The following is a 23862-nucleotide window of genomic DNA, read 5'->3' as shown; positions in this document are numbered from 1 at the left end:
ATTGGTTATTATTGAATCCCAATTAACATGTGTGTTTCCACTTTTATGAGAATTGTCTTTTGTACGCTTCTTTGGGTATTATGCTTTACTGCAACCTATTCCCAAACCACAGTTCAGTGGGCTTCTCGCGTGATTGACTATTCCTCCGAAATTTCAGAGCTACAAGGGTCAGCCAAACAAGTATTGGGTAAGCCCAACGTACTTCCCGCAGGTGGAGATAATCCAAGTGCTTGGTCTCCCTTCAACCCCAATACCGTTGAATTTATAAAAGTTCAATTCGACTTAGAAATGCCTATCGAGCAAATTGCCATTGGTGAAACCTTTAATCCCGGAGCCATTAGGGAGGTATTTTTGTACGATGATGATAACAAAGAATATTCTGTATTTAAACAAAACCCAGGACCTGTAAGTGAATCGCACAGGATGTTCAGAATATTTTTGGATAAAACTCCTTACAATGTAAAAGCGGTTAAAATTGTAATAGACGGAAGGTCTGTAGATGGCTTTACAGCTATTGACTGTATTGGCGTTTCTAACTCACAAGAACCAATAGAGGCTAAAATCAACTTGATGCCCAATATCAACACCAAATTGATGGTGTACAGACTTAACGATTTGGTGAACAGTACAAATAGGGAGATAAAACCCTTAATGACCAAGGACAAAAAAACACTCTACTTCAGCAGAAGGGGACACCCTGAAAATGTAGGCGGTGAGGAAGACTTAGAAGATATCTGGTATTCCGATTTTGACTCAACCACCCTAGATTGGGGTCTGGCAAAGAACATCGGAGATGTACTCAACAATCCCGACCCAAACTTTATAAGCTCATTCCTTCAAGAAGATGAAGAATTGATTATTCTAGGAAACCAGTACTTGCCTGGCGGAATGAAATATGGTATTTCAAAAAGTCAGAGAATATCCAAAACGGAATGGACCAAACCCAACAACCTTAAGATTTTTAATGATATCAATGTTCATAGAAATGTAAATTTCTGGCTCACACCCGATAGTGAAATTTTACTTATTTCTGAAGAAGGAAGGGGCACAGAAGGAGGAAGAGATTTATATGTAAGCTTTTTGCAGAAGGATGGTTTATGGACGGAACCATTACACATGGGACCTGTGATTAACTCTGCTGGCGAAGAAGAAGGTCAGTTTTTAATGCCTGATAAGAAAACCATGTTCTTCACTTCTGAAGGACATAGTGGTTATGGTAAGAAAGATATTTTTGTTACCAGACGCCTTGATAACTCATGGACGAGCTGGACAGAGCCAGAAAACTTAGGCCCCGTGATTAACACTGAGGTGGATGACATGTTCCTTTTCATTCCGCACGATGGCTCTTTTGCATATTTCTGTAGAGAGGTAGAAGGCAATGACTTAGATATTCATTCCTTAACCTTACCGTTAGTAACTCGTCAGTTACGATTGGTAACCTTGTGTGGAACCATAGCAGATCCCGAAACAGGCAACCCATTAGATGCGGAGGTGGTTTTCTCTAGACTAAGAGATGGTGTTGAAGTAGGCCGAGTAAGAACCGATGCGGCCGGAAACTATTGTATCGAATTGCCAGCCGATGAAATTTATAGCTACAGGGCAGAAATACCAGGCTTCATTCCTGTAGGAGCCACCATTGACCTTCTTGATATTTCTGAAATCAATGTGTATGCCGTTACGCTTGATAAACTAGACCTTGATAGTGCCGATTTAGCAACCGGAGAGCCGATTAGTGTACCGAATGATATTATGAAGGCGGTAGCTATCGACTTGAGTTTACCTCAAATTAAGCGAGATACATTTGAGCTTTTGAATGCCCAACGTAAAGAATTGGGGCAAGAACCAATAGAATCTAATGCTTTGGTGAGTGGTGTACAAGCTCCAATCATAAACGTAAATGCACAAGTGGTAAAAGCAGCGCCTGGTGCTTCGTTTATTATCCGAAATGTATTCTTCGATTTCGATAAAGACCTACTCAAACCGAGGTCATGGACGGAAATTCGGAACCTTGCCCAATTTATGAATGACTACCCAACAGCCATTGTTGAACTGGCTGGCCATACCGATAATTATGGTACGCTAGAGTATAATATCGATTTATCTAGAAGAAGAGTGGAAGCCGTCAAAAAAGCACTTGCTACTTTGGGAATTAAAGAAGACAGACTTCAGTTTGTATGGCACGGAGAAAGTGAACCAATCACTACCAATAGAACCGTAATGGGTAGGGCCATCAACCGAAGGGTTGAGTTCACCATTATAAGTATGTAGAGAGGAAACCTATTTGGTTTGACTAATCTTGTTCTCACGAACGTGAGAAATGTAATTCTTCAAGGCGTTTTCTTTTACCTCTTTGGTTAAGCCTTCACTGTAAAGGATTTCGTTTACTAATAACTGCATAAGTTGTTTTATTCTAACTGAAGGGTAAAGCTCATGAGACGCTTCAGCGTATTCTAACGAAAGAATCAGCTCAGTGTTTTTAAAATTTTCGATAGCCTTATTATACAACTGCAAGCCTGCTAGTTCTCTTAAGCCTATACGGTTATTAATAGAAGAAGCCTGCTCATTACTTCTATATGAAGCCACGGCTGCCATTGATTGATTGATCATGGATCGCTCACTATAACCACTAAGCGCATTTTCTATATCTTTCTTGTTCGCAATAAAACCTCTTGAACCTAAGGTAGATTCAAAAATAAATCTTGATTCACCATTCTCAACCAACAAATAAACATGGTCTGAAAGCTCTATCGCAGTAAAATCAAAATCGAAATGAGTAAGCACAAGTGAGTATAGAATAGTGCCAGATAAACAGCCGTAATTTCCGGTCAATAGGGTTTCAGAAAAATCAGAGAAAAGGTTATATCTGCGAAGTACTTTTCTATTAGTTTTCAAGAATACCTTACGCAAAAAAGCATCATCATTCGCTTCCTTTTCTCTTATAACCTCAAGACTTTCAATAAGTTGAGCAAGGTTCTCATATGCCTCTGTTCGCTGTTCCAGTTCAATATCGGCAAGAAATAAATCAGCTTTACTTAGCGTCTGTACTAAAACATTTTGCTGAATAGGAGCTTGAGCATACAGGTTGGCATGGAGAACCCCCAGCATTATTATCAACCATATATACCTTCTTTTTCTCATTATCTAGGTGCAAAGTTATCAATCTACCACAAGATTGTTAACATTAAGGTAACATTAGCGTAACATAAAAGCAAATTAGGTAACATATAATTTATGTCTAGTTAATTTTCAATGATCTGTTTAGCTATTAGACCAGTGCTCTGTTCCTGTAAATAGGGTTGCGGATTCCACTTAAATTCCACTTATTCGGGCTTTCAGCAAAACTCATTGATTTATGGCGAAGGCTCCTGTTAAACTTGTAAAAAGCATAAGATCATATCGTCAAATCCACAAGACACTCGGTTTGTTCATCGTGGCTTTTCTGATTATAAGTTCAATCACAGGTCTTATTTTAGGCTGGAAAAAGAATATTGATATTCTACAACCCCCTACTCAAACAGGAGAAACTCTAGACATTTCAGGATGGCAGCCTGTTCACCGTTTGGCTGAAGTCTCCATTCAGGCGGTAGACAGTTTAGGATTGAGCGCCTCAAATTTTGACAGAATTGAATACAGACCTACCAAAGGAATTGCGAAAGTAATTTTTGACACTGGAAGTTGGGAAGTTCAAGTAGATGCAAAGACATTAGAAGTCTTTTCTGTTGCCAAGAGAAACTCTGATTGGATAGAGCGGATTCATGATGGCAGTATTATTTCGGAGCTGTTTAAGGTGATTTCTATGAATATCTTAGGGCTTGGCCTATTGATACTATCCGTTTCGGGTATATGGTTGTGGTATGGCCCAAGAAAAATTCGACAGCTAAAATCATAAGCTTCAAGATTATTTAACCTTCATTTTCATAACATCAAAGCTACTTCTTAGTTAATTATCTACTTTTGTAGTATAAAAAATTAAGGTTGTATGAAACGCTTTTTTAAAATTGTTCTAGGAATATTCTTAGCTATCTTTTTGTTGTTGCTACTCATTCCCGTCTTTTTCAAAGATAAAATCCGGGATAAAATTGTTTCTGAATTCGACAAAAACACTGAAGCTACTTTATTCTTTGATGTAGATAAATTTGGCCTCTCACTAATTAAAAATTTTCCTGATTTCACAGTAAGCCTAGGCGATTTTGGCATTATTGGGAAAGGCGTTTTCGAAGGTGATACTTTGGCCAGCGTAGAAAATCTAGAGGCACAAATCAACTTAAAAGAAGTGCTTTTTGGCGATGCCATTACCATCAAAGGAGTAAACCTAGAAACTCCAGACATTACCATCATCGTTTTAGAAGATGGAACAGCCAACTACGATATAATGAAAGCTTCCGCTGAAGTAAGCGAAACAGCAGAAACAGAGTCTGAGGGTTCAATGAGCTTCGGAATCAATAGCTTTTCAATTTCAAATGGTGCGTTTATTTACTTCGACCAGTCGACACAAGTTTTTACGCAACTCAACGGAATCAACATTTCGGGTAAAGGTGATTTTGCTGAAGATATTTTTGATTTGATTTCTGAAGGAAAAGTAGATGAGGCCACATTTACTTATGATGGAACAGAATATGTGACCAACAAGTCTATCACAATGGACTTAGTTATGAGCATGGATTTACCAAACATGAAGTTCACCTTCAAAGAGAATGAGTTTTTAATTAACGAATTTCCATTGGCCGCCAATGGCTCATTTACCATGTTCGATGATGCCTACGGAATGGATCTTTCATTCAGTTCTCCTTCATCAGAATTCAAAAAAATATTCTCCCTAATTCCAGGAGCATACACTGAAAGTTTTGACGATGTAAAAGCCGCAGGAAATGTGTCGTTCAGTGGAATGGTAAAGGGCAGGTATTCAGAAACAGAAATGCCAGCTTTCAATCTTACTCTTAACATTGATGACGCCTCTGTTCAGTACCCCGATTTACCCGAGGCAATTAACAACATCCAACTTGCTTTAAATGTAGATAACCCAAATGGAGTAATAGAAAATACGGTTATCGACTTAAAGAAAATGCATGTTGATTTTGGGAAAAACCCCTTCGATGCAAGACTGAAAGTGGCCAACCTTAAGGATTACCCAATCGATGCGGACATGAAAGGAACTTTAAACCTTAAAGACCTCAATAGTATGCTACCGATTGAAGGGCTCATCTTAGATGGAATTTTGACCTTAAATGCAAAAGCCAACGGTAAATATGATAGCATACAATCCATTATTCCTACGCTAGATATTACTATGAACTTGAAAGACGGTTTAATCCAGTCTACCGAGTTCCCTATTCCACTAGAGAAAATCAATGTGATGGCAGAAGTTCTTAACCCAACGGGTAAAATGAATGACACCAAAATCAATGTTTCCAATATGGACTTTATGATGGATGGGCAGCCGTTTCAGGCCAAATTGATGCTACAAAACCCAGACAACTTTGAATGGGATGCTACCGCGAAAGGAACAATCGACCTTGAGAAAATCTTCAAAATTTACCCAATGGAAGGGGTTCAGGCATCTGGAATTATTACTGCCGATTTAAGCTCAAAAGGCCGAATGAGCGATATAGAGAACGAGCGTTATCAAAACCTGGATACCAAAGGAGCTTTGAACGTTAAGAACCTAGTGTATGCCGATGAAGCCATGGGCAAAACATTCAAAGTAGCTTCTGCCAATACCACTTTCGATAAAAGCAGTATTAACCTAAACGAGCTAAACGGCTCGGCTGGTGAAACTAACTTTAGCGCCACAGGTAAAATTGAAAACTATCTAGGTTTTGCTTTGAACGAAGGAAAGCTAAAAGGTAATCTGAATGCTACAGCCGATGTACTTAATGTAAACGAATGGATGACCGAATCGGAAGACGAGGTGGTTGACGAAAATGGCGAGCCAATGGAAGTAGTTAGAATTCCAGAAAACGTGGAGTTCAACATGAACGCTTCAGTAAATAAGGTGATGTATAATAAGCTTGAGCTTAAAGAGGTAAAAAGTGGTTTGGTGGTAAAGGATGGAAAAGTAGCCCTTGACAACGCCAATATGAAGACCCTCAACGGTACAGTAGGCTTACAAGGTTCTTATGACAGTAAGCCCGAAAAACCACTCTTTGCATTTGGATTCAAGGTCCAAGAAATTTCTATCCCACAATCGTTTCAGAGCATTGAGATGATCCAGAAATTAGCCCCTATTGCAGAAAGAATGCAAGGACTTTTATCTACTGATTTTTCAATGGCAGGAGCTTTGGGCGCAGACATGATGCCTGATTATAGCACCCTGACTGGAAGCGGTGTATTGCAATTATTACAAGCAAGCTTAGATCAAGACTCAAAAATCGTTACAGGCTTAACTTCACTTACCAAACTTCAAAAGCTTTCTACCACCACTCTAGATAAAGTGAAAATGTCGGCCGAAATTAAAGAAGGAAGGCTATTTGTAAAGCCATTTGATGTCAAACTTGGCGATTATAAAACCACAATTGCAGGTAGCACAGGAATTGATGGGTCGATCGACTACACCCTTGCCATGGACGTTCAAGCTGGACAAATAGGCACGCAACTCAATAGTTTGGTTTCGCAAATCACAGGTAGCTCAGCCGCTACAAGTAGTACCGTAAGATTAAACATTGGCATGAGTGGAACATATGCTAAACCAGAATTTGGACTTAGAGGCGTGGGGAATGGAGATGGCACCGATATGAAGAGCGCGGTAACAGCTTCTGTAAAAGCCAAAGTGGACGACAAGAAAGAAGAAGCAAAACAAGAAGTAGAAGCCATGGTAGAGCAAGCAAAAGATTCAGCTAGCCTAGTATTAGATGCCAAGAAAACTGAATTAAAATCTAAGGCTGATTCCTTATTGAAAGCCCAAAAAGATAGCGTTGCTTTAAAACTAGCTGGCAAACTAGGTGTTAAACAAGATACGACAGATCAGAAGCTTGAAGAAGCAAAGAAAAAAGCTGAAAGTGTTTTAAAAGGTTTACTGAAAAAGAAAAAAGGTAATGGAGGCAACGAAGAATAATTTCTGAACCACTCCTGTAACATTTTAGTCCATTCTATCATCTTAACAATAAGTCGCACGAAGTAAGAGCGACTTATTCGTTTATATACATAAAAAATTAATAATCTGGTAAACAACAGATTAAGCTAGGTATGATAGAATTGTTTAAAATTGTATTCAGATGAAAGCACAGCCCCACATCGACTTAGGCACCGGATATGTTCAGGTTTCGAAGTTACCTTTTGATCAAGTTTTTAAACTTAGAGAATGGTTGCCACAAACGAGTTTCGTTAAACTCAATTTGGCCGATCAAATTTTAGAGGATTGTATTCAGTACTCCGAATATGAATATTGGTTTGATTTTCAATATTCAGGAATGAACGAGTTTGAATTTGAGATTTGAGTAAAACGAAAAGTAGGTTACACCTAAGCCGGAGCATTGTGCTTATTTTTTCCAGCCTTTAGCCGCTAACTCTTCTACGCTGTCTTCTACTTTTTTACGCATTTCGGTCTTGTACGACTTCAAGTTTTCAGACACCTTTTCGTTAAAAGTACCCACGATTTGTGCTGCCAGAATTCCTGCATTTTTTGCACCATCTAACGCTACCGTAGCTACGGGTACACCGCCTGGCATCTGTAAAATAGAAAGCACTGAATCCCAACCATCAATAGAATTGCTAGATTTTACAGGCACGCCAATTACAGGCAAAGTAGTTAATGAAGCCACCATACCCGGCAAATGCGCTGCCCCACCAGCACCAGCAATAATTACCTTAAGACCATTGTCAATGGCTTTTTCGGCATAGTCAACCATTCTATGTGGTGTGCGATGTGCGGACACAATGGTTACCTCGAAAGGCACACCCAACTCCTCTAAAACAGAAGCCGCATCGGACATTACACGTAAATCTGACTGACTACCCATGATAATTCCCACTAATGCCTTGCTCATGCTTTTATCTTTAATTCTGCTTTTACGAAATTAACTTTTTCATTCAAATCTTCTATGCTACTTGCGGTAACTGTAGCATGCCCCATTTTGCGGTGAGGTTTGGTAATCCCTTTTCCATAGAGGTGTACATGGATACCTTCTTGGCTTAGTACGTTTTCCATACCCTCATACTTTGCAGGCCCTTCAAATCCAGCTTCACCCAAAAGATTTACCATTGCAGCTGCCTGTACAATTTTGGTGCTGCCCAAAGGCAAGTTTAAAATGGCTCTTAAATGCTGTTCAAATTGAGAAGTTTCGTTGCCTTCAATGGTTTGATGACCACTATTGTGAGTTCTTGGCGCTACTTCGTTCACTAATATTTCCCCTTCTTTTGTCAAGAACATTTCAATGGCCAGTAAACCTACCATGTTCAGTTTACTGATTAATGTTTTGGCAATCTCCTGAGCTTTGTCTTCAATACTTTGGTTCACCATGGCCGGTGAAAACAAATATTCAACAAGGTTCAATTCAGGGTGAAAAACCATTTCGACCGTTGGAAAACAGGTGACTTCTCCCTTCTCATTTCTGGCCGCGATTACGGCTATTTCCTTTTCGAAAGGAATAAGCTTTTCAACAAAACCGGGGGCATCAAAGGCTTTATCTAGTGCCTCTTCGGTGCGAATAACTTGCACTCCTCGGCCATCGTAACCACCAGTGGCCAGTTTGTTCACGAAAGGAAGGAAGTCCGTATGTTTAGCCACATCGGCTTTTGATTGAGTTTCAATAAAGTCGGCTGTGGGTATTCCGTTTTCTTTGTAAAATCTTTTCTGAAGTGTCTTATTTTGAATCAGCTCAATAACCTCAGGCTGCGGAAACACCTTTTTACCTTCTTTAGCCAGTTCCTTTAATGCGTCAGTATTTACGTTTTCAATCTCAATGGTAATTACATCTTTGTCTTTCCCAAAATTGTAAACCGTATCGAAATCGGTGAGTTTTCCGTGGGTAAACGAAGTGGCAATTTCTTTACAAGGCGCGTTTGCATCAGGATCTAATACGTGCACATTAAAGTTGAAATCTATGGCTGACTGAATCATCATTCGACCCAACTGACCTCCTCCTAAAACTCCTATTTTGAAATTAGAATCAAATACCGACATGCTTGCTTTTAATGGAATGCGGGCAAATTTAATCAATAATTTCTATTCCCATTTTTTGCATGAGCTTAGTTGCATTAAAGCTTTTGCAAAGGCCTGGAGTAAGTGTATAATCAAATATGATATCGTCATTTTCAATCACACTATTAAAGCTGTAATTCTTAATACCATGAAGCTCTGTAGTTATTTTCCCAAGCGTTAAATCGTGTGTAGAAACAAAGCCAAAGGCGTATGATTTATTCAATTGCCTGATCAAAGCGATTGCACCTGTATGTCGGTCTTCTGAATTGGTCCCTTTCAAAACCTCATCAATCATAAATAACGTAGGTACTTCAGTGTTTATAGAACCCAGAAGCTGCTTCAATCTTTTCAATTCAGCATAAAAAGAAGAAACGCTTTCTTCCAAATCATCCTGTGTACGCATGCTAGTAAACACCTGAAGTTTAGAAATATTCATCGATTCAGCACAAACCGGAGCCCCCATAAGCGCCATAATTGAATTTACTCCAACTGTTCTTAAAAATGTACTTTTCCCACTCATATTCGAACCCGTAATTAGGCAAATTCCACCCTTACCAGAAAAGTCAAAATCATTGCTCACCCTCTTTTTAGCATTAAGCATTGGGTGGCCCATTTGAGTGGCTCTAATCACAAATGGCTCTGTTTCAATAGTTGGAAAAACAGCAGTTGGGTTTGAAAAGTAGTATGCGCCAAGGCTATTCACGGCTTCAATTTCACCAATGGCTTCAAACCAAGATTGTACATCTTCTTTGGTTTTTTCCCTCCATTTTTCTGCCTGGATCAACCAATAGATATCTAGCGTAAAGAGCGCATTGAATATCTGATACATCATGTTAGCCCGATTGTGCAGGTTATCTAAAATAAATTGGAGCTGGCTAATCACAAGAGACGCGTCTTTACCATCGGTTTGAAGTTTCGCCTTCAATTGTTTCATTAATGGCGATGTCAGTTCTTGTTTTTCAATCCAAGCAATTTGGGCTTCGTAGGCCTTCAAAATTTTATTACTGTAAACCGTTTTCTGATATACTTCGCCCGCATATTTAAATACCGTAGCCAAAACACCAATATTGATGAAAACCGCTAAAATAGGAAGCCCGATTGGGGCAACGCCTATCGAAGAGAGTACAATACAAGTGAGAGATAACAACGGAAAAATAAAAATGGCAAGTCGGTAAAATACTTTTGTCAAGAGAACATTCGGCTCCTTTATCCACGAGAGCAGCGGTTCAATATTTGCCTTTTCTTCGTTGAATGCTCTTCCGCTTGCCTGAATGTTTTGCCTCCAGTCTACTAATGGGGCTACTTCTTTAGCGGCCTCTTGCCTCAGAAGTATTTCATCTTTATCGGCAGGTGTGCTAAGCCATTTGGCCATAGTAACTCGACCAAAAGCGGTTGATGCACGATTGATTAATTGAAAAAGTGAATGTCTACCAAAAACATCCAGGTCAATATGGTATTCATGAAGTGGGTTAATAAACTCAACTCCATCATCTAGTTTAGAAAGGCTCATTTCTAATCTCAGCAGCTCTTCCTCATTCACTTTAAGTAAGGCTTCGGTAAAATCTAGTTGTTTCTTTACTGCGAGATGCTTTTTCAGCAAATAGAAAAACAGCAGAATAAAAACCACAATGGTTGCTGTTATACCATGGGTTATTTTAGCATTTGCAAACAAGGTGATAAGAACGATTGCCCCAAAGAAAGAAGAGACCCTCAGCCATGCCAATGAAAGTGACTGTTTCTTTAGTTTATCAAGACTAAGCCTAAGCTGCTCAGCCCTTTCGTTAAAAATTTTTTCCATTTTGTTAATAAGCGGTTTAAATGCTGCTTTGGATAAAATAATGGGAATAAAAAACCAATCTTACCATTCAGGCGTATTTATGTTCAAACATAGACACCACAGTTTACACTTCTACAAAAAACATCAATTAATTAGTATGCGAACACGTGAATTCATTGGAATTTGTTTTTTCTTTTTATCTTCAACACAGCTGAAATTCTAAAGAGTGTCGTTAAACGAAAACCAACTTCTTGCTGCATTTGCCAATGGCGATAGACGTGCATTTGAACATCTATTCAAAGAGTATTACAATGGCGCTTGTAGGTATGTATTTAGAATTCTTCGCGATGAAGACACCTGCGAAGAAATTGTACAGAGCACTTTCGTAAACCTATGGGAAAAACGAGAGATGATTAAGGAAGACATCAACTTCAAATCATACTTGTTTAGAGCCGCTTACAACACCGCTCTTAATTACATTAAGCATGAAAAGGTGGTCAATAAATATGTAAACAATAAGCAAGATTCTATAGAAATCAGCATCCAAAGTTATGTAAGTCATCAGCCCGATTTTGAACTACAAAAAAGAATCGATGACGCAATTGAAGGCTTGCCACCTCAATGCCAAAAAGTATTTAGAATGAGTAGAGAGGAAGGCTTAAAATACCACGAAATTGCGGATGAACTACATATATCAAAAAAGACTGTTGAGGTACATATGGGGAAAGCTCTTAAGTTATTAAGAACCCAACTTCAAGATTATCTAGTTTTTTTTCTGCCTTTGGTGGTTTTGTTATAGGGGAATAAATTGTCAGGGTTGTTACATTAACTGACAGAAAGAAGGAAATGATGGAAGAGTTGATGGCCAAATACTTGGCCAATGAACTAAATACTAGCGAACGAGCCGATTTTGAATCGCAATTGATTCAAGATGAAAAGCTTAGACTCGATTTAGAGGCCTATGCTAAAGTGCTTGATTTAACAAGCAATGAGGATAACACAATCTTCAATGCTTATTCTGCATGGAATAAAGTAAATGAACGCACGAAAGAGACTAAGGTTGTAAAAATTCAAAGGACTAACTTTATTTTCTTAAAAGTTGCCGCCACTTTATTGGTACTCGCTGTTGCTGGTTATTTCATTTATAATTCTACCCTGAACCAAGAAGCTGAAGGTACAGAATTGGCATCAGTACCATATGGAATCAAAGAATTTACATTACCTGATGGTTCTTTAGTAAAATTAAATGCCAACGCCAAGCTAACCTTATCCAAGCATTTTGGAGATAGTAATCGCAATGTGACCTTAATTGGAGAGGCAAATTTTGACATTGTTCGAAATGAAGAAATCCCTTTTATTATTGAAGCAGGAAACAGTACGGTAAAGGTTTTAGGTACTAGTTTCAATTTAACTACCGATGCCGAAGATGGTGTAGAGCTGGATGTTACTGAAGGCTTGGTAGAATTTTCTTCAACAATTACAGGAGCCAAAGAACAAGTAGCCAAAGGACAAAGTGCCAAACTTGATAAAACAGGAAAAGTACTACAAAAGAAGGAAATGAAAGACACTAACTTTAGCGGTTGGTGGACAAGAAAACTTGAATACGATGACACTCCTTTAAGTGAAGTATTCAAAGATTTAGAAGACACTTACTGGGTAGAAGTTGACTATAATCAAGCCATTGGTGCTTGCTCTCTAACTTCTACTTTTCAAGGAGCTACTATTGAAGACGTAATTAAGACCATTGTAGCCACTTTTCCAGAAGTAAAACTCGTTTCCTTTAAAGAAAATCAAATAAAATTAGACGGAAAGGCCTGCTATCATTAAATTGTTGCATGCTCAGGGGATTTCTGGTTTCCATCTACGCATTTTGGTGTATTAATGCACAAGCTCAAGACAAGTCTAATTCTATTTTAGACTTTGAGTACGTTGTTGAATTTGACAACGTAACGCTTAGTGCGGCTTTACGCCAATTGAACCGTCAGACGCAAATCAATTTTTCGTACAATACTATGATCATTCCGAAAATGGATAAATTTTCGGTTACGTATGATAGTGTATCCTTACGGTCGATTTTAGATGACATTCTATCAAAAGCCAATCTATATTACAGAGAGGTCAACGGAACGGTAGTGATCCTTAAACAGCCCTCCACAGATAGAACAATAAAGGGGCAGGTACTTGATGCCGAAACACAAGCTCCCCTTCCGTATGCCAACGTATTTATCGATAATAGCACCTTTGGAGTTCCCACAAATCGAGAAGGCTATTTTGAAATTCGTAACATCCCCTATATAGCCTTTAACCTAGTAGTTTCCTACGTAGGTTATGAAGCCAAGACAATTCCTTTCAACTATTCTCAGCCCTTAGAAAACAACCGGTTTATTATTGAAATGAATGTTGACGAAGTGGCTTTAGAACCTATTGAAGTCTCGGCCAACAAAACCAGAAAGCAGCGAAAAAGTGATCGGAGGCTCTTGAAGAGATTTGAAGAAGACTTTTTAGGAAGAGATAGTAACGCTAAAGATTGTAGGATTGTGAACCCAGAAGTGCTTGATTTTTTTGTGTTAGACTCCCTCAACAACTATGAAGTAACAGCCAACGACAAGCTATATATTGAGAATTACGCATTAGGTTATTCTGTTAGTTACATTCTGGAAGAGTTTACCTTTATTAATGGCACTAAAACTTACATTGGGAAGGCTCAATTTACAGAGCTTGAACCAAAATCTAGAAAGCAAAACAGCAGATGGGAAGCCGCTAGAGAGAAGGCCTATTTGGGTTCGGTGAATCATTTTTTAAACTCCTTAATTGATGGCAGAGTCGCAGAAGAAGGTTTTTTGGTAAATACTGTTCAGTTCGACTCGGTAACTTCAGAATACAGCACACCTTTAAACCCTGCCAAAATTTCAGAAATTATAAAACTTGAGCCAGCTGATAAAGAGCTAGAATATAAGTTAATAACCTCTTCTGACATAGAAATTACCTACACGAAAGATTATGAAGACGAAGAGTATAAAAAGCTTTTCAGAAGTAAATCGAAAAGTGGAAACTATAAATACACTGATCAGAAATCAAGGTCTACCATTTCATTAAGCAACGACCAGAGCCTCACAAGTTACCAAGTAGTAGGCATGGACATCAGTGATGTACCACTGTTTCAAAAGTCAGTAATTCTGTTTCAAGAAAAACAACCATTAATTGCCTACCCCGGCTATTTTAGTAGTAAGCGAGCTGCCCTGTACCTTGGCTGGTGGACATGGGGTGGTTTTTCGGTAAAGCTACCGTTAAACTTTAGACCAAAAGAATCAGACCAATAAATTTGGCCGTTATCCTATTTAAGAGAAAATATTATAGGTAATAAAGGCCGATATGTAAGCCACTGCAGTCATATATACCGTTTGAATTATTGGCCATTTCCACCCTTTTGTTTCTCTATACACAATTGCCAAAGTACTCATACATTGCATCGCAAAGGCATAGAAAACCATTAAAGAAAAGGCAACAGCAGGGGTATACATCGCCCCTCCAGTTTCAGGGTTTTTCTCTTCTCTCAACCTTTCCCTAATAGTCACTTCATCGTCATCGCTGGCTCCAATACTATATATTGTGGACATGGTGCCTACAAAAACTTCTCGTGCTGCAAATGACGTGATCAGGGCAATTCCTATTTTCCAATCATAACCAAGCGGACGAATTGCAGGCTCTATAATTTTACCAAACGAACCCGCCACAGAATGTTCGAGTTTATAAGAACTTAGTGCCACTTCATACTCTTCTTGAGAAGCATTTACTCCCACCTTCTGCCGAACGTTTTCTTCCGCATTTCGGAAATTATCGTTGAAACCGTAGGATGCCAACACCCATAACACAATAGAAATGGCGATGATTATTTTTCCAGCCTCAAGCACAAAAGTTTTGCTCTTGTCGTAAATCGTCAGTCCAATATTTTTCCAACTCGGAATTTTATAGCCCGGCAGTTCCATAATAAAATATGATTTCTGGCCAGTCTTTAAAATAAGCTTCATTACATATGCCGAACCAATTGCTGCTAAAAACCCAAGTAAATAGAGCGCTTGAAGCACCAAACCTTGAAGGTTGAAAACGCCTAGAACTTGTTGTTCAGGAACTACCAAACCAATTAGAATGGCATAAACAGGCAATCTAGCTGAACAGCTCATAAATGGAGTCACAAAAATTGTAATAAGCCTATCTTTCCAACTTTCAATGTTTCTTGTTGCCATGATTGCCGGAATTGCGCAGGCCATTCCACTTATCAAAGGCACAACAGACTTACCATTTAGCCCCACTTTTCTCATCAGTTTATCCATAAGAAAAACTGCTCTCGACATATAGCCACTTTCTTCTAAAAGCGCTATAAATGCAAATAGAATAGCAATTTGAGGTATGAATACCAAGACGCCAGCTAGCCCAGCTAGAACGCCATCTGTAAGTAAGTCAGATAAAATTCCTTCTGGAAGAATGTCTTTTACCCAACCGCTAAATTCAGCAATAGACCCTTCAATAAGGTTCATAGGTCCTTCTGCCCAAGCAAAAATGGCTTGAAAAATGAGCATAAGTACCGTAAAGAAAATGAGGTAACCAAAGACAGGGTGAGTTACCACTCGATCTATTTTCTGGCTTACCGATTTCTTAAGTGGATCACGAGAGTTCTTTACATTTCGATCTACGATATCTGAAATGAACTGATACCGACCTAAGGTTTCCTGTGATTGAGTAGGCACATCATAAAAGCCATTTTCACTCTTAATTTTGGCTATTATTTCCTTCTCTTTGTCATTCAAGAAATTCAATCTTACAGACTGCTGCGCATACTGATATGCACGGTAATTTTCTGTGAGGTCGAATTCGGTTTTTATTGCGTCTATGGTTTTAGGCGCTAAATCATAAATATCGTAGAATGGTTTTTTACTCTTAACCAAAGGCTGTGTAAGGGCTTCTTTTAAAGCTGCTATACCATCGCCAGAATGAGAGTTTGTAGGAATTATCTTAACTCCTAAATCAATGGAAAGGCCTCTTAAATCAATATTCAGTTTTTTCAACTGAGCCACATCCATCATGTTGAGCACTAAAACCAAAGGAATACCCAAATCTCTGATTTGAGTAAAAAGGAGTAGGTTTCTTTTTAGGTTTGAGGCATCGGTAACTACAATTACCTTGTCTGGGTATTGTGAATGCTCTGGGTCGAGCAGAATGTCTTGAACGATCTGTTCGTCTAATGTTTTCGGATAGATACTGTAAGTACCAGGAAGGTCAATGATTTCGGCCGTAGTGCCATCAGGAAGTTTAGAGAATCCAGATTTCTTATCTACCGTAACCCCCGGAAAGTTCCCTGTTTTTTGATTTAGCCCAGTAAGTAAGTTGAAAAGTGTGGTTTTTCCAGAATTAGGATTTCCAACCAGTGCAATTTTAATTCGGTCTGCCTTTGCCATGTGCTAATCTTCAATCATGATACAGCCCGCTTCATCTTTTCTGAGCGATAAGCAGTAACCAGAAACGCCAATAGCAATTGGATCGCCAAACGGAGCAATAAGCTCTACAGAAACCTCTGTGCCAGGCAGGCAGCCCATTTCGATTAGTTTTACTGAAAGAGAGTCATCTTTAAACCCATTTATAATTCCTCTCTCGTTTTTCTTTAACTCTGCTAGACTTCTCACGGCTCTATGCTTATTTAGATTAAATATAAACAGCCGCAATTTACTAGAGTCAATGATGATAACAAAATACTGATGCCTTTTAAGCTCAATCTATTTTAGCAGAGGTAAATAAAAGGTTATTCTGGGCTCAGAATCCACTCAGAATGTTTAAAAGGTTGCCATTTTACTTTGGCTAGGTCAACTTCCGGGTCAATAATTACATGTCGGCTACTTCCATTCAAAGAAACACTAGTGTTGGCATAAACTTCAATTCCAGTAATCCCTTCCTTTGCATAATGTTTTTTCATCCATCGGGTCATTTGCAAAATCATGTCCGGTTTTGATGCCGCAGCTGCTACTTGTTTAGATGTAAAAAACTCTTTAGGATTTACCTGCCATGTTCTATTGCTTTCAGGATGTTTAATGTCAAAAGACAAGCTTCCGTATTTCACTCTCAGCATCATTCTCCAAGCAAGCCTATGCCCTTCTTCGGTCCAAAAGACATCACCTTTATATAGGTGATGACGTAAAGGAAGATAAATTTGAAAACCAAAATAAATGGCAAAAGCCACTGCCAAGGCTAACCTACCCGCCTTAAGTTTTGTTTGTTCATTATTTGAAAGTGCAATTAATGTTTTCCTTGGGAAAAAGATCTTTCTGATGGTCTCTGGGTTGAAAAAAAACACCGTGAGCCCAATCATCATAAAAGGGAAAATGCCAATTTGAAATACTACTGCATTGAATAAGTGAAAACCAATTGAAACAATAAATGCCACTACTCTTGTTTTCTTCCATAGCAAAAAATAAACAATCAGAAGATCGAAAATTACACCTCCTATGATTACCAATTTTTGAAGCCACTGTTCTTGCAAAAGGTCTCCGATTAACCAATAGCCTCTTTTAGAGCTCATAGCCACTTGAATAAAATGTCCCTCGAGCCAACCAGGGTACAATTTGTTTAAGGCTGCAAATGTGAATACAATCCAGAGCTGTATTATAAAAATGCTGATACACCACCTAGGGCAGGTCGTACTTACCACAGAATTCCACCTTTTCGCATCGAAAGAAGCATAAGCATGGGCTGGAACACATAACATAAACAAACAGAGGAGGATCAGCAGGTAGTAGTGATTATTGTAGAAGGATTTCTGCATCCAATACACTAGCGTCCATAAAACAGTAAAGATACTGAGGCTAAGTCTATAGCGATACCCTACCATGACACACAGGCCACAAATGGCCATCACTCCAAAATATACGTACATTCCACTACCTGGAAGAGGCTGGAGCCATTCTAAGCCAATAAGTGTGAATGTAAACTCAGGTTCAATCAGAGCCTGCTTTACCCATCCTGTAAGTATGGCTCCAAAGGTTTCTGCGAAGATCAGAAAGCCAAAAATCATCCGAAATAAAACGAGCGGAGAATTGTCCACTGGATCGAATTGCTTTTGAATGATTTTGGAAAAGAAATTCAACATATATCTAAGCTATACAATTTTGGAATTTTAAACAGGAGAATTTGGTTATAAAATTATGAAAGAAAAGAAAGTTAAGGCCGAGAAAAAGCAAAAAAAGATAGTGAAAAAAGAAGATAAGACCGTTGAAATAGCGGTAGAGGATATAGAAAACAATGATTTTGATTTTGGAGGGATTCCTAAAGATGTTTCCTTTAAAAAAAATATTGGGTGCGGAGGTTAGTACAAGGTTTAGCCCTTTCCTTCTACCAAAACCACGAATTCACCTTTTACTCCCTTGGCTGTAAAATGAGCCACTAGTTCTGACAATGTGCCTCGAACCGTTTCCTCAAACATTTTCGAGATTTCTCTAGATACAGAGGCTTTTCTATCACCCAAATGTTCTTTCAGTTGTTCTAAACATTTAATCAATCGGTGAGGCGATTCATAAAGTATTATGGTGCGTTCTTCTTCGGCCAATTTCATTAACCGTGTCTGCCTTCCCTTTTTATGGGGCAAAAAGCCTTCGAAAACAAAACGCTCAGATGGCAATCCAGAATTAACCAAGGCAGGTACAAAGGCCGTTGCGCCCGGCAAACAATTCACCTCAAGACCAGCCTTTAACAGTTCTCTTACAAGTAAAAATCCAGGGTCTGAAATAGAAGGAGTTCCTGCATCAGAAATCAGTGCAAACTTTTCACCCGATTCCATTCTGCTAATCAGTTTTTCTACCGTTTTATGTTCATTGAAGATATGGTAGCTCTGAAGCGGCTTAGTAATATTATGGTGCTTCAAGAGCTTGCCAGAAGTCCGTGTATCTTCTGCTAAGATCACATCAACCTCATTCAATACTCTTAAAGCCCTTAAAGTAATGTCTTCAAGGTTTCCAATTGGGGTTGGTACAAGATACAAAGCAACCTCAGACATCTAATTCAAATTAATTGGTCAATTTTATTCGCTAATTCACGGTCCTTCTTAGTTACGGTATTGCCAGCATCATGTGTTGTTAATTCAATGGTCACCGTATTATACACGTTGAACCAATTTGGATGATGATTCATTTTTTCAGCACAAATAGCCACCTTGGTCATAAAGCCGAAAGCCTCTATAAAATCATCAAACTCAAACTTTCGAACGAGCTTGTTATCCTTCTCTTCCCACATATCTTAGTTTTTAGCTGTAATGATGTACTGATATTCTAGACTTTTAATATCTGTTTTAATACCTGAGAAACCAGCCTTTTGTAAGGATTGTTCTAATCTTCTACTCGGAACCTTAGCCTCATCTGAAGGCCCTACAGGTATATCTCCATTTTTAAAGTCAATAATCACCAAAGTACCGCCTTTCTTCATCCCCTTCTTTAGCCGGCTTAAATATTGATCTTTATTCGGAATATAGGCGTAAGTATTTACTATTAATACAATATCAGCCTCATTATCTAGCAAATTAGGCACATCTGCAGGAGTTAAACGGGTGTCAATATTATCGGCCCACTTTCCTACAATTGACTTCTGATTTTGAATATATTCTAACGAATTGGGATCGATATCTAGCGCAATTACCTTCTTGGCCTTTCTAGCAATCTTAAAAGTGAAGTAACCCGATCCTGCTCCAACATCGGCCACGGTTTTATCGGTTAAGTCACCCAACAAGTTGACTACAAACTCAGGGTTTTGCCACTCAGTCCTTGCTTCATCTTCCTGTAAATCCTGACTATCTTCTAATGCTTCTGGAACCAGTTTTTCCTTCTGAGTGGTTGAAGAATCAATACCCTGTTCCTTTGGCCGACTGGAGCATGACCAGACTAGAAGAATGAGCAATATGTAGGATAATGACTTCACCATTACAGAGCTATAATCCCCTCAATTTTGGCAGCTTCAAGATAAACTTCAATAATGGAATCGCTAGAGGGCATCATGACTTGGGCAGTAATACTTACGTATTTTCCCTTGCTAGAAGCCTTGGCTTTTAGGTCGTGGCCTGGGAAAAGCTTTTTTACTTCATTTTGCTTTTCATCTTCCACAATAAACTTAAACATATATAAAGCTGGAAAATTAAGGGTGCTCTCTAGTTTTTCCTTAAAATTCTCTGAAGTGAATTTTTGCATCATGCTAAGTTAAGGCAGGAAGAGTCAAAAAAAAATCGGCCCGAAGGCCGATTTAATATTTTTAGTAATATTTATAACGTTTGTCTAAAATTTCAGCCTTTTCTCTGACCGACTGATTCATTTTTAATTGGGCATTATTTAATGCTCTTTGTTGAATCTGATTCACATAAGTTGTGTAATCAGTAATGGCCGCTGGCGCATTTTTCGATTTCAACTCCATAATAACTACTCCAACATCAGTTGTAATGGCCTTAGATCTATCACCAACATTTTTAAGAGCGAAAGCCGTACCTACCGCAGCAGGGGCAACTCCTACATTAGGTAAAGAATTAGAGCTTAATTTCACTTCAGTATCAGTATAAACTTGAGCTATGGCATCAAATGAAGCAGCCATATCTGACAATGAGCCTGATGCCGATGCAATTTTATCAGTAATGTATTTCGCTTTCTTAGCATTTTCAACCTTAAGCTTAATTTGGCTTCTCACACCACTATCGCTAAGTTTTGCTGTTCCAGCCTCTACTTTGGCCCTGTAAACCGCTACAACATATTCGTCTGCAAGGTCAAAGTCCTTAACGTCTCCTACAGAAGCTTCTCCGTACAACCAAGTTACAATCTGACGCGCATTTTCTAATCTACCAATGCTAGAGCTATTAGAGTTAATATTGTTTCCACTGAAAACAGAATATCCGTTTGCAGATGCATTGTTTACAAATTCATCATAAGAATCAGTTTCCAAAACAAATTGTCCTGCTTTCTGATAGGCAGCATCAATCGTTTCGTCTGATGGCGTTAATTCCTTAAGAATCATTGCAACCTTATAACGGTTGTTACTTGGCGCACCAGTTACATTCATAATATGGTAGCCGAAATCACTTTCAACAACACGGTTAATTACACCTTCGCGACTTACAGAAAATGCAGCATTTTCGAATGGTTCAGCCCACTGACCTTGTGCATCTCCTCCTTTTCTATACCAACCTAAATCTCCTCCAGTAGGTCCTGAAGAATCCTCAGAGTTTTCGATTGCTAATTGAGCGAAATCCGCACCATTTCTAGCCTGACGTAAAATGCCTTCTGCTTTAGCTTTTACTTGAGCTTTTTCTGCTGCCGACATTCCTTCTGTTCTTAATAAGATGTGGCTTACTCTTACAAACTCTGCATCACTTTTAACGATATCAGATAATTTGAAAAGTGTATAAATTCCGTTTGACAACTTAGGACCAATTACATCACCTTTATTAAGGTTAGAAAGGTTGTTAACAATATCGTCAGGAAGAGCAGATGGATCAAAAGTACCGAATCCAACACCTTGCTCTGTATTAATCACTGCCAAAGTAGAGTCATTATCTCCTGCTTCGAGTTGAGTTCTAAGGAGGTTCAATTCTTCGGTGTAATAAGCACTATCAGCAGCTGAAGGAATCACTGGGAAAGAAATGTAATCAATAGATCGACTCTCTTCTACAGTATATTCATCTTTATGCTCATTTAAATAAGTTTGCAAATCCGCATCTGTAACTTCAGCAATTTGGTTGTCATCTACCGCTAAGAAAGGAATGTAAAGGTAATCTAAAGTGATGCCACCTTCTTGCTCCATATACTCTTGCTGTGCTTCAGCCAAAGTCACATAGTTTGTTTTCAGAATTAGGTTCTGATATTTTGTCATTCTTCTGTTTTCAGCCAAGCTGTTCTCAAACAACTGCCATCTAAGTCTAGATTGCGGGTCTAAATCGCTATTAACCAAAACTTGGTTCAAGAACTGACGGTCCAACTCTCCTGTTTGTGGATCTGCAAATTGCTGCAATACTTGTGGGGAAATGTTTTTTCCTTGCACCATGTCGATTCTTTCATCGCCAGACACCGCAATGCCAGCCTTATCGAAACGTTTAGTGTAAGCAATTTGAGCGATTAACTGCTCCCAAGCTTGATCTCTAATGGTTTGCATTAAGAACTCATTCGGATTAATACCGTATTGAGCCATGTAATTTTGTTTGATGCTTTCTACTAGGTTAGCATATTCTTGCTGACTGATGGATTCTCCAGAAATCTCTCCAACTTCTTGTTTATCACTACCCAGAATGGACGACCTACTACTTAAAACATCGGTTAAAACGAAAGCTAAAATCGATGCTCCAACTACGACTACCAAAAGTCGTCCCATCTTTTCACGAAGCGTGTTAATTATTGCCATTTGTACTTATTAATTGAAATAGCCGCAAACATAATTGATTTATGACCTATTAGCAAAAGAAAATACAGACAAAAAGCCCTGTTAATCAGTCTTCTCTGTCTGGCAGGATGCTAAGCATTACACTATCAATCCTAGCATCTTCCATTGCCACTATTTTTATTTTAAACGGAGGAACAGAAATGGTCTCATTTACTTGAGGAATATTTTCAGTAATCGACAGGATAAAGCCTCCTAGCGTATCGTAATCGCCCTCTGGAATGTTGAAATTATATTTTTCGTTCAAGTAGTCAACTTCATGACGAGCACTAAAAATATAATTATTGTCGTCAAGCTGTTGCTCCACCCAATCTTCATCATCGTGTTCATCTTGGATCTCACCAAAAATTTCTTCAATCACATCTTCTAAGCTTACCAAGCCAGAGGTTCCTCCAAATTCATCGACAACAAGTGCCAAGCTCTTTCTTTCTTGAATAAACTGAATCATAAGTTCATTCACCAGCATAGTTTCGGGTACAATTATTATTGGAGTAAGAATGCTCTCTATGTCTTGAGGTTTTTTGAATAAAGCCAGCGCATGACAATAGCCAATCACCTCATCAATATTGTTGCGATACACCAAAACTTTAGAGTGCCCGCTTTCTATGAATTCGTTTTTTAAATCTTCAATAGAATCCTCCAATTCCACCGCAGCAATGTCAGTTCGAGGAATCATGCACTCCCTTACTTTAACGGTTTTGAACTCAAGGGCATTGTTAAAGATTTTTGTATCCAATTCTACTTTGGATTCTTTAATGTCTTTATGAGTATTGCGTTGGATGTATGAGCGCAAATCGGTAAGTCCAAAAACTGGGCGATCTTCAGAGAATTTCTGCCTTAGAACATAAACTATGATAAAACGAGACATTTGCTCAATTACCCAAACCAACGGAAACATGATAATGAAAATGAGCATAATTGGTACCGAAAGTATGCTCAATAATCGGTTGGGATTAATTAGAAATATGCTCTTTGGCGTGAATTCAGCAGTAAACAAAACCAACAGGGTTGATAATACGGTTTGAATAAGGAGAACAGCACCAGGGTTATTTAAATACTCTGGCAAAACCCGGATGATCAGAGGTTCTAAAATTAAAGCCATGAAGTAACCGTAAATAACTAGGGCAATTGTATTGCCCACCAAAGCGGTATTGATAAGCCTCGAAGGTTTTTGAGTAAAGAATACTAAGATTTTACCACTAAGCGATCCCTTTTTGCTTTGAAGTTCGATTTGGAGCTTGCTGGAGGTTACAAACGCGATTTCAGTTCCAGAAAAAAATGCTGAAAAAATGAGGGTAATAATGATAACCGTAATTTGGTAATAGTCCATTAATGTTTCTTTTTCCGCTTAGGTGCTGGCTTGGCTTGTTCTTCCTGTTCTTTGTGTTTAGACTTCCTATATCTGTATAAAAATAACAGACCTATTGATATCATAAAAATAAAATAGGAATAGGCGATTCCATAGGTCATGGTTTGATGAACCCCTATCACAAATGTGACTACA

At 38.6% G+C, this 23862-nt stretch carries 21 protein-coding genes; 8 read left to right on the top strand and 13 right to left on the bottom strand.

Annotated features, from left to right (window positions below; translation table 11 throughout):
• Window positions 1-45: 45 nt before the first annotated feature.
• A complete protein-coding gene (locus MB14_RS07660) occupies window positions 46-2268 on the top strand; it encodes an OmpA family protein (RefSeq protein WP_062590997.1) in 2223 nt (740 codons plus the stop codon).
• 9 nt (window positions 2269-2277) lie between these two features.
• Here MB14_RS07660 and MB14_RS07655 read toward each other — a convergent pair whose 3' ends face one another.
• Window positions 2278-3105, bottom strand: a complete 828-nt coding sequence (locus tag MB14_RS07655; protein WP_221405473.1) for a hypothetical protein — start codon at window positions 3103-3105, stop codon at window positions 2278-2280.
• A gap of 247 nt (window positions 3106-3352) precedes the next feature.
• Here MB14_RS07655 and MB14_RS07650 point away from each other — a divergent pair, with 247 nt between their 5' ends.
• The 3 genes from MB14_RS07650 (at window position 3353) to MB14_RS07640 (ending at window position 7433) form a co-directional block, all read left to right on the top strand.
• Window positions 3353-3889, top strand: coding sequence for a PepSY-associated TM helix domain-containing protein (locus MB14_RS07650; RefSeq protein WP_062590995.1), 537 nt, complete (start codon window positions 3353-3355; stop codon window positions 3887-3889).
• Window positions 3890-3979: 90 nt separating this feature from the next.
• Window positions 3980-7051: an AsmA family protein gene (locus MB14_RS07645; protein WP_062590994.1), complete on the top strand. Its 3072-nt coding sequence runs from the start codon at window positions 3980-3982 to the stop codon at window positions 7049-7051.
• Window positions 7052-7211: 160 nt separating this feature from the next.
• On the top strand, window positions 7212-7433 hold the full coding sequence (locus MB14_RS07640; RefSeq protein WP_062590993.1) for a hypothetical protein: 222 nt from the start codon (window positions 7212-7214) through the stop codon (window positions 7431-7433).
• Between the two features lie 42 nt (window positions 7434-7475).
• Here the strand turns inward: MB14_RS07640 and purE are convergent, their stop codons facing one another.
• Genes purE through MB14_RS07625 form a run of 3 tightly spaced genes read right to left on the bottom strand, consistent with a single transcriptional unit; the run spans window position 7476 to window position 10934 of the window.
• Window positions 7476-7982 carry a 5-(carboxyamino)imidazole ribonucleotide mutase gene (gene purE, locus MB14_RS07635; protein ID WP_062590992.1) on the bottom strand — a complete coding sequence of 169 codons (507 nt, stop codon included), beginning with the start codon at window positions 7980-7982 and terminating at the stop codon, window positions 7476-7478.
• Window positions 7979-9118, bottom strand: coding sequence for a 5-(carboxyamino)imidazole ribonucleotide synthase (locus tag MB14_RS07630; protein ID WP_062590991.1), 1140 nt, complete (start codon window positions 9116-9118; stop codon window positions 7979-7981). Before MB14_RS07630 ends, purE begins: the two co-directional genes overlap by 4 nt.
• A 28-nt stretch (window positions 9119-9146) precedes the next feature.
• The gene (locus MB14_RS07625) at window positions 9147-10934 is read right to left on the bottom strand and encodes a MutS-related protein (protein ID WP_062590990.1); all 1788 of its coding nucleotides are present in this window, start codon (window positions 10932-10934) and stop codon (window positions 9147-9149) included.
• 205 nt (window positions 10935-11139) lie between these two features.
• On the opposite strand from MB14_RS07625, the gene MB14_RS07620 reads away from it, so the two are divergent.
• From MB14_RS07620 to MB14_RS07610, 3 genes are read left to right on the top strand one after another with little or no spacing between them, the layout of a single operon-like run.
• Window positions 11140-11712, top strand: a complete 573-nt coding sequence (locus tag MB14_RS07620; protein ID WP_062590989.1) for an RNA polymerase sigma-70 factor — start codon at window positions 11140-11142, stop codon at window positions 11710-11712.
• Window positions 11713-11759: 47 nt separating this feature from the next.
• The gene (locus tag MB14_RS07615; protein ID WP_062590988.1) at window positions 11760-12740 is read left to right on the top strand and encodes a FecR family protein; all 981 of its coding nucleotides are present in this window, start codon (window positions 11760-11762) and stop codon (window positions 12738-12740) included.
• Between the two features lie 8 nt (window positions 12741-12748).
• Window positions 12749-14233 (top strand): carboxypeptidase-like regulatory domain-containing protein, encoded by a 1485-nt coding sequence (locus MB14_RS07610; protein WP_062590987.1) that lies wholly within the window; start codon window positions 12749-12751, stop codon window positions 14231-14233.
• Between the two features lie 18 nt (window positions 14234-14251).
• Here the strand turns inward: MB14_RS07610 and feoB are convergent, their stop codons facing one another.
• The 3 genes from feoB to MB14_RS07595 form a co-directional block, all read right to left on the bottom strand.
• Entirely contained in the window at window positions 14252-16366 is a 2115-nt protein-coding gene (feoB, locus tag MB14_RS07605; RefSeq protein ID WP_062590986.1) for a ferrous iron transport protein B, read from the bottom strand.
• 3 nt (window positions 16367-16369) lie between these two features.
• Window positions 16370-16591 (bottom strand): FeoA family protein, encoded by a 222-nt coding sequence (locus MB14_RS07600; protein WP_246032601.1) that lies wholly within the window; start codon window positions 16589-16591, stop codon window positions 16370-16372.
• A gap of 116 nt (window positions 16592-16707) precedes the next feature.
• Window positions 16708-18048, bottom strand: coding sequence for an HTTM domain-containing protein (locus tag MB14_RS07595; protein WP_062590985.1), 1341 nt, complete (start codon window positions 18046-18048; stop codon window positions 16708-16710).
• A gap of 55 nt (window positions 18049-18103) precedes the next feature.
• Between MB14_RS07595 and MB14_RS19035 the strand changes: the two genes are divergently transcribed.
• Entirely contained in the window at window positions 18104-18268 is a 165-nt protein-coding gene (locus MB14_RS19035; protein WP_165899469.1) for a hypothetical protein, read from the top strand.
• 8 nt (window positions 18269-18276) lie between these two features.
• Here the strand turns inward: MB14_RS19035 and rsmI are convergent, their stop codons facing one another.
• The 6 genes from rsmI to MB14_RS07565 all read right to left on the bottom strand — a co-directional run bounded on the left by rsmI (window position 18277) and on the right by MB14_RS07565 (window position 23688).
• Window positions 18277-18951 carry a 16S rRNA (cytidine(1402)-2'-O)-methyltransferase gene (gene rsmI, locus MB14_RS07590; protein ID WP_062590984.1) on the bottom strand — a complete coding sequence of 225 codons (675 nt, stop codon included), beginning with the start codon at window positions 18949-18951 and terminating at the stop codon, window positions 18277-18279.
• A 5-nt stretch (window positions 18952-18956) separates the two neighbouring features.
• Window positions 18957-19187 carry a 4a-hydroxytetrahydrobiopterin dehydratase gene (locus MB14_RS07585; protein WP_062590983.1) on the bottom strand — a complete coding sequence of 77 codons (231 nt, stop codon included), beginning with the start codon at window positions 19185-19187 and terminating at the stop codon, window positions 18957-18959.
• A gap of 3 nt (window positions 19188-19190) precedes the next feature.
• The gene (locus tag MB14_RS07580) at window positions 19191-19868 is read right to left on the bottom strand and encodes a class I SAM-dependent methyltransferase (RefSeq protein ID WP_062590982.1); all 678 of its coding nucleotides are present in this window, start codon (window positions 19866-19868) and stop codon (window positions 19191-19193) included.
• A complete protein-coding gene (locus MB14_RS07575) occupies window positions 19868-20134 on the bottom strand; it encodes a DUF493 family protein (protein ID WP_062590981.1) in 267 nt (88 codons plus the stop codon). The genes MB14_RS07580 and MB14_RS07575 overlap by 1 nt, the downstream gene beginning before the upstream one ends.
• Before the next feature lie 58 nt (window positions 20135-20192).
• Window positions 20193-22322 (bottom strand): peptidylprolyl isomerase, encoded by a 2130-nt coding sequence (locus tag MB14_RS07570; RefSeq protein WP_062590980.1) that lies wholly within the window; start codon window positions 22320-22322, stop codon window positions 20193-20195.
• 85 nt (window positions 22323-22407) lie between these two features.
• Window positions 22408-23688 (bottom strand): hemolysin family protein, encoded by a 1281-nt coding sequence (locus MB14_RS07565; protein WP_062590979.1) that lies wholly within the window; start codon window positions 23686-23688, stop codon window positions 22408-22410.
• Window positions 23689-23862 lie beyond the last annotated feature (174 nt).

The organism is Roseivirga ehrenbergii (assembly GCF_001593005.1).
Lineage (GTDB): Bacteria > Bacteroidota > Bacteroidia > Cytophagales > Cyclobacteriaceae > Roseivirga > Roseivirga ehrenbergii.
Note: the sequence above shows the minus strand (reverse complement) of the source record. Positions and strands in the feature narration are given on the sequence as shown.

Excerpts from the sequence above, each read along its gene's own strand:
- MB14_RS07660 (WP_062590997.1), top strand. The coding sequence starts at position 46 with ATGAGAATTGTCTTTTGTACGCTTCTTTGGGTATTATGCTTTACTGCA.
- MB14_RS07655 (WP_221405473.1), bottom strand. The coding sequence starts at position 3,105 with ATGCTGGGGGTTCTCCATGCCAACCTGTATGCTCAAGCTCCTATTCAG.
- MB14_RS07650 (WP_062590995.1), top strand. The coding sequence starts at position 3,353 with ATGGCGAAGGCTCCTGTTAAACTTGTAAAAAGCATAAGATCATATCGT.
- MB14_RS07645 (WP_062590994.1), top strand. The coding sequence starts at position 3,980 with ATGAAACGCTTTTTTAAAATTGTTCTAGGAATATTCTTAGCTATCTTT.
- MB14_RS07640 (WP_062590993.1), top strand. The coding sequence starts at position 7,212 with ATGAAAGCACAGCCCCACATCGACTTAGGCACCGGATATGTTCAGGTT.
- purE (WP_062590992.1), bottom strand. The coding sequence starts at position 7,982 with ATGAGCAAGGCATTAGTGGGAATTATCATGGGTAGTCAGTCAGATTTA.
- MB14_RS07630 (WP_062590991.1), bottom strand. The coding sequence starts at position 9,118 with ATGTCGGTATTTGATTCTAATTTCAAAATAGGAGTTTTAGGAGGAGGT.
- MB14_RS07625 (WP_062590990.1), bottom strand. The coding sequence starts at position 10,934 with ATGGAAAAAATTTTTAACGAAAGGGCTGAGCAGCTTAGGCTTAGTCTT.
- MB14_RS07615 (WP_062590988.1), top strand. The coding sequence starts at position 11,760 with ATGATGGAAGAGTTGATGGCCAAATACTTGGCCAATGAACTAAATACT.
- MB14_RS07610 (WP_062590987.1), top strand. The coding sequence starts at position 12,749 with ATGCTCAGGGGATTTCTGGTTTCCATCTACGCATTTTGGTGTATTAAT.
- feoB (WP_062590986.1), bottom strand. The coding sequence starts at position 16,366 with ATGGCAAAGGCAGACCGAATTAAAATTGCACTGGTTGGAAATCCTAAT.
- MB14_RS07595 (WP_062590985.1), bottom strand. The coding sequence starts at position 18,048 with ATGTTGAATTTCTTTTCCAAAATCATTCAAAAGCAATTCGATCCAGTG.
- MB14_RS19035 (WP_165899469.1), top strand. The coding sequence starts at position 18,104 with ATGAAAGAAAAGAAAGTTAAGGCCGAGAAAAAGCAAAAAAAGATAGTG.
- rsmI (WP_062590984.1), bottom strand. The coding sequence starts at position 18,951 with ATGTCTGAGGTTGCTTTGTATCTTGTACCAACCCCAATTGGAAACCTT.
- MB14_RS07585 (WP_062590983.1), bottom strand. The coding sequence starts at position 19,187 with ATGTGGGAAGAGAAGGATAACAAGCTCGTTCGAAAGTTTGAGTTTGAT.
- MB14_RS07580 (WP_062590982.1), bottom strand. The coding sequence starts at position 19,868 with ATGGTGAAGTCATTATCCTACATATTGCTCATTCTTCTAGTCTGGTCA.
- MB14_RS07575 (WP_062590981.1), bottom strand. The coding sequence starts at position 20,134 with ATGATGCAAAAATTCACTTCAGAGAATTTTAAGGAAAAACTAGAGAGC.
- MB14_RS07570 (WP_062590980.1), bottom strand. The coding sequence starts at position 22,322 with ATGGCAATAATTAACACGCTTCGTGAAAAGATGGGACGACTTTTGGTA.
- MB14_RS07565 (WP_062590979.1), bottom strand. The coding sequence starts at position 23,688 with ATGGACTATTACCAAATTACGGTTATCATTATTACCCTCATTTTTTCA.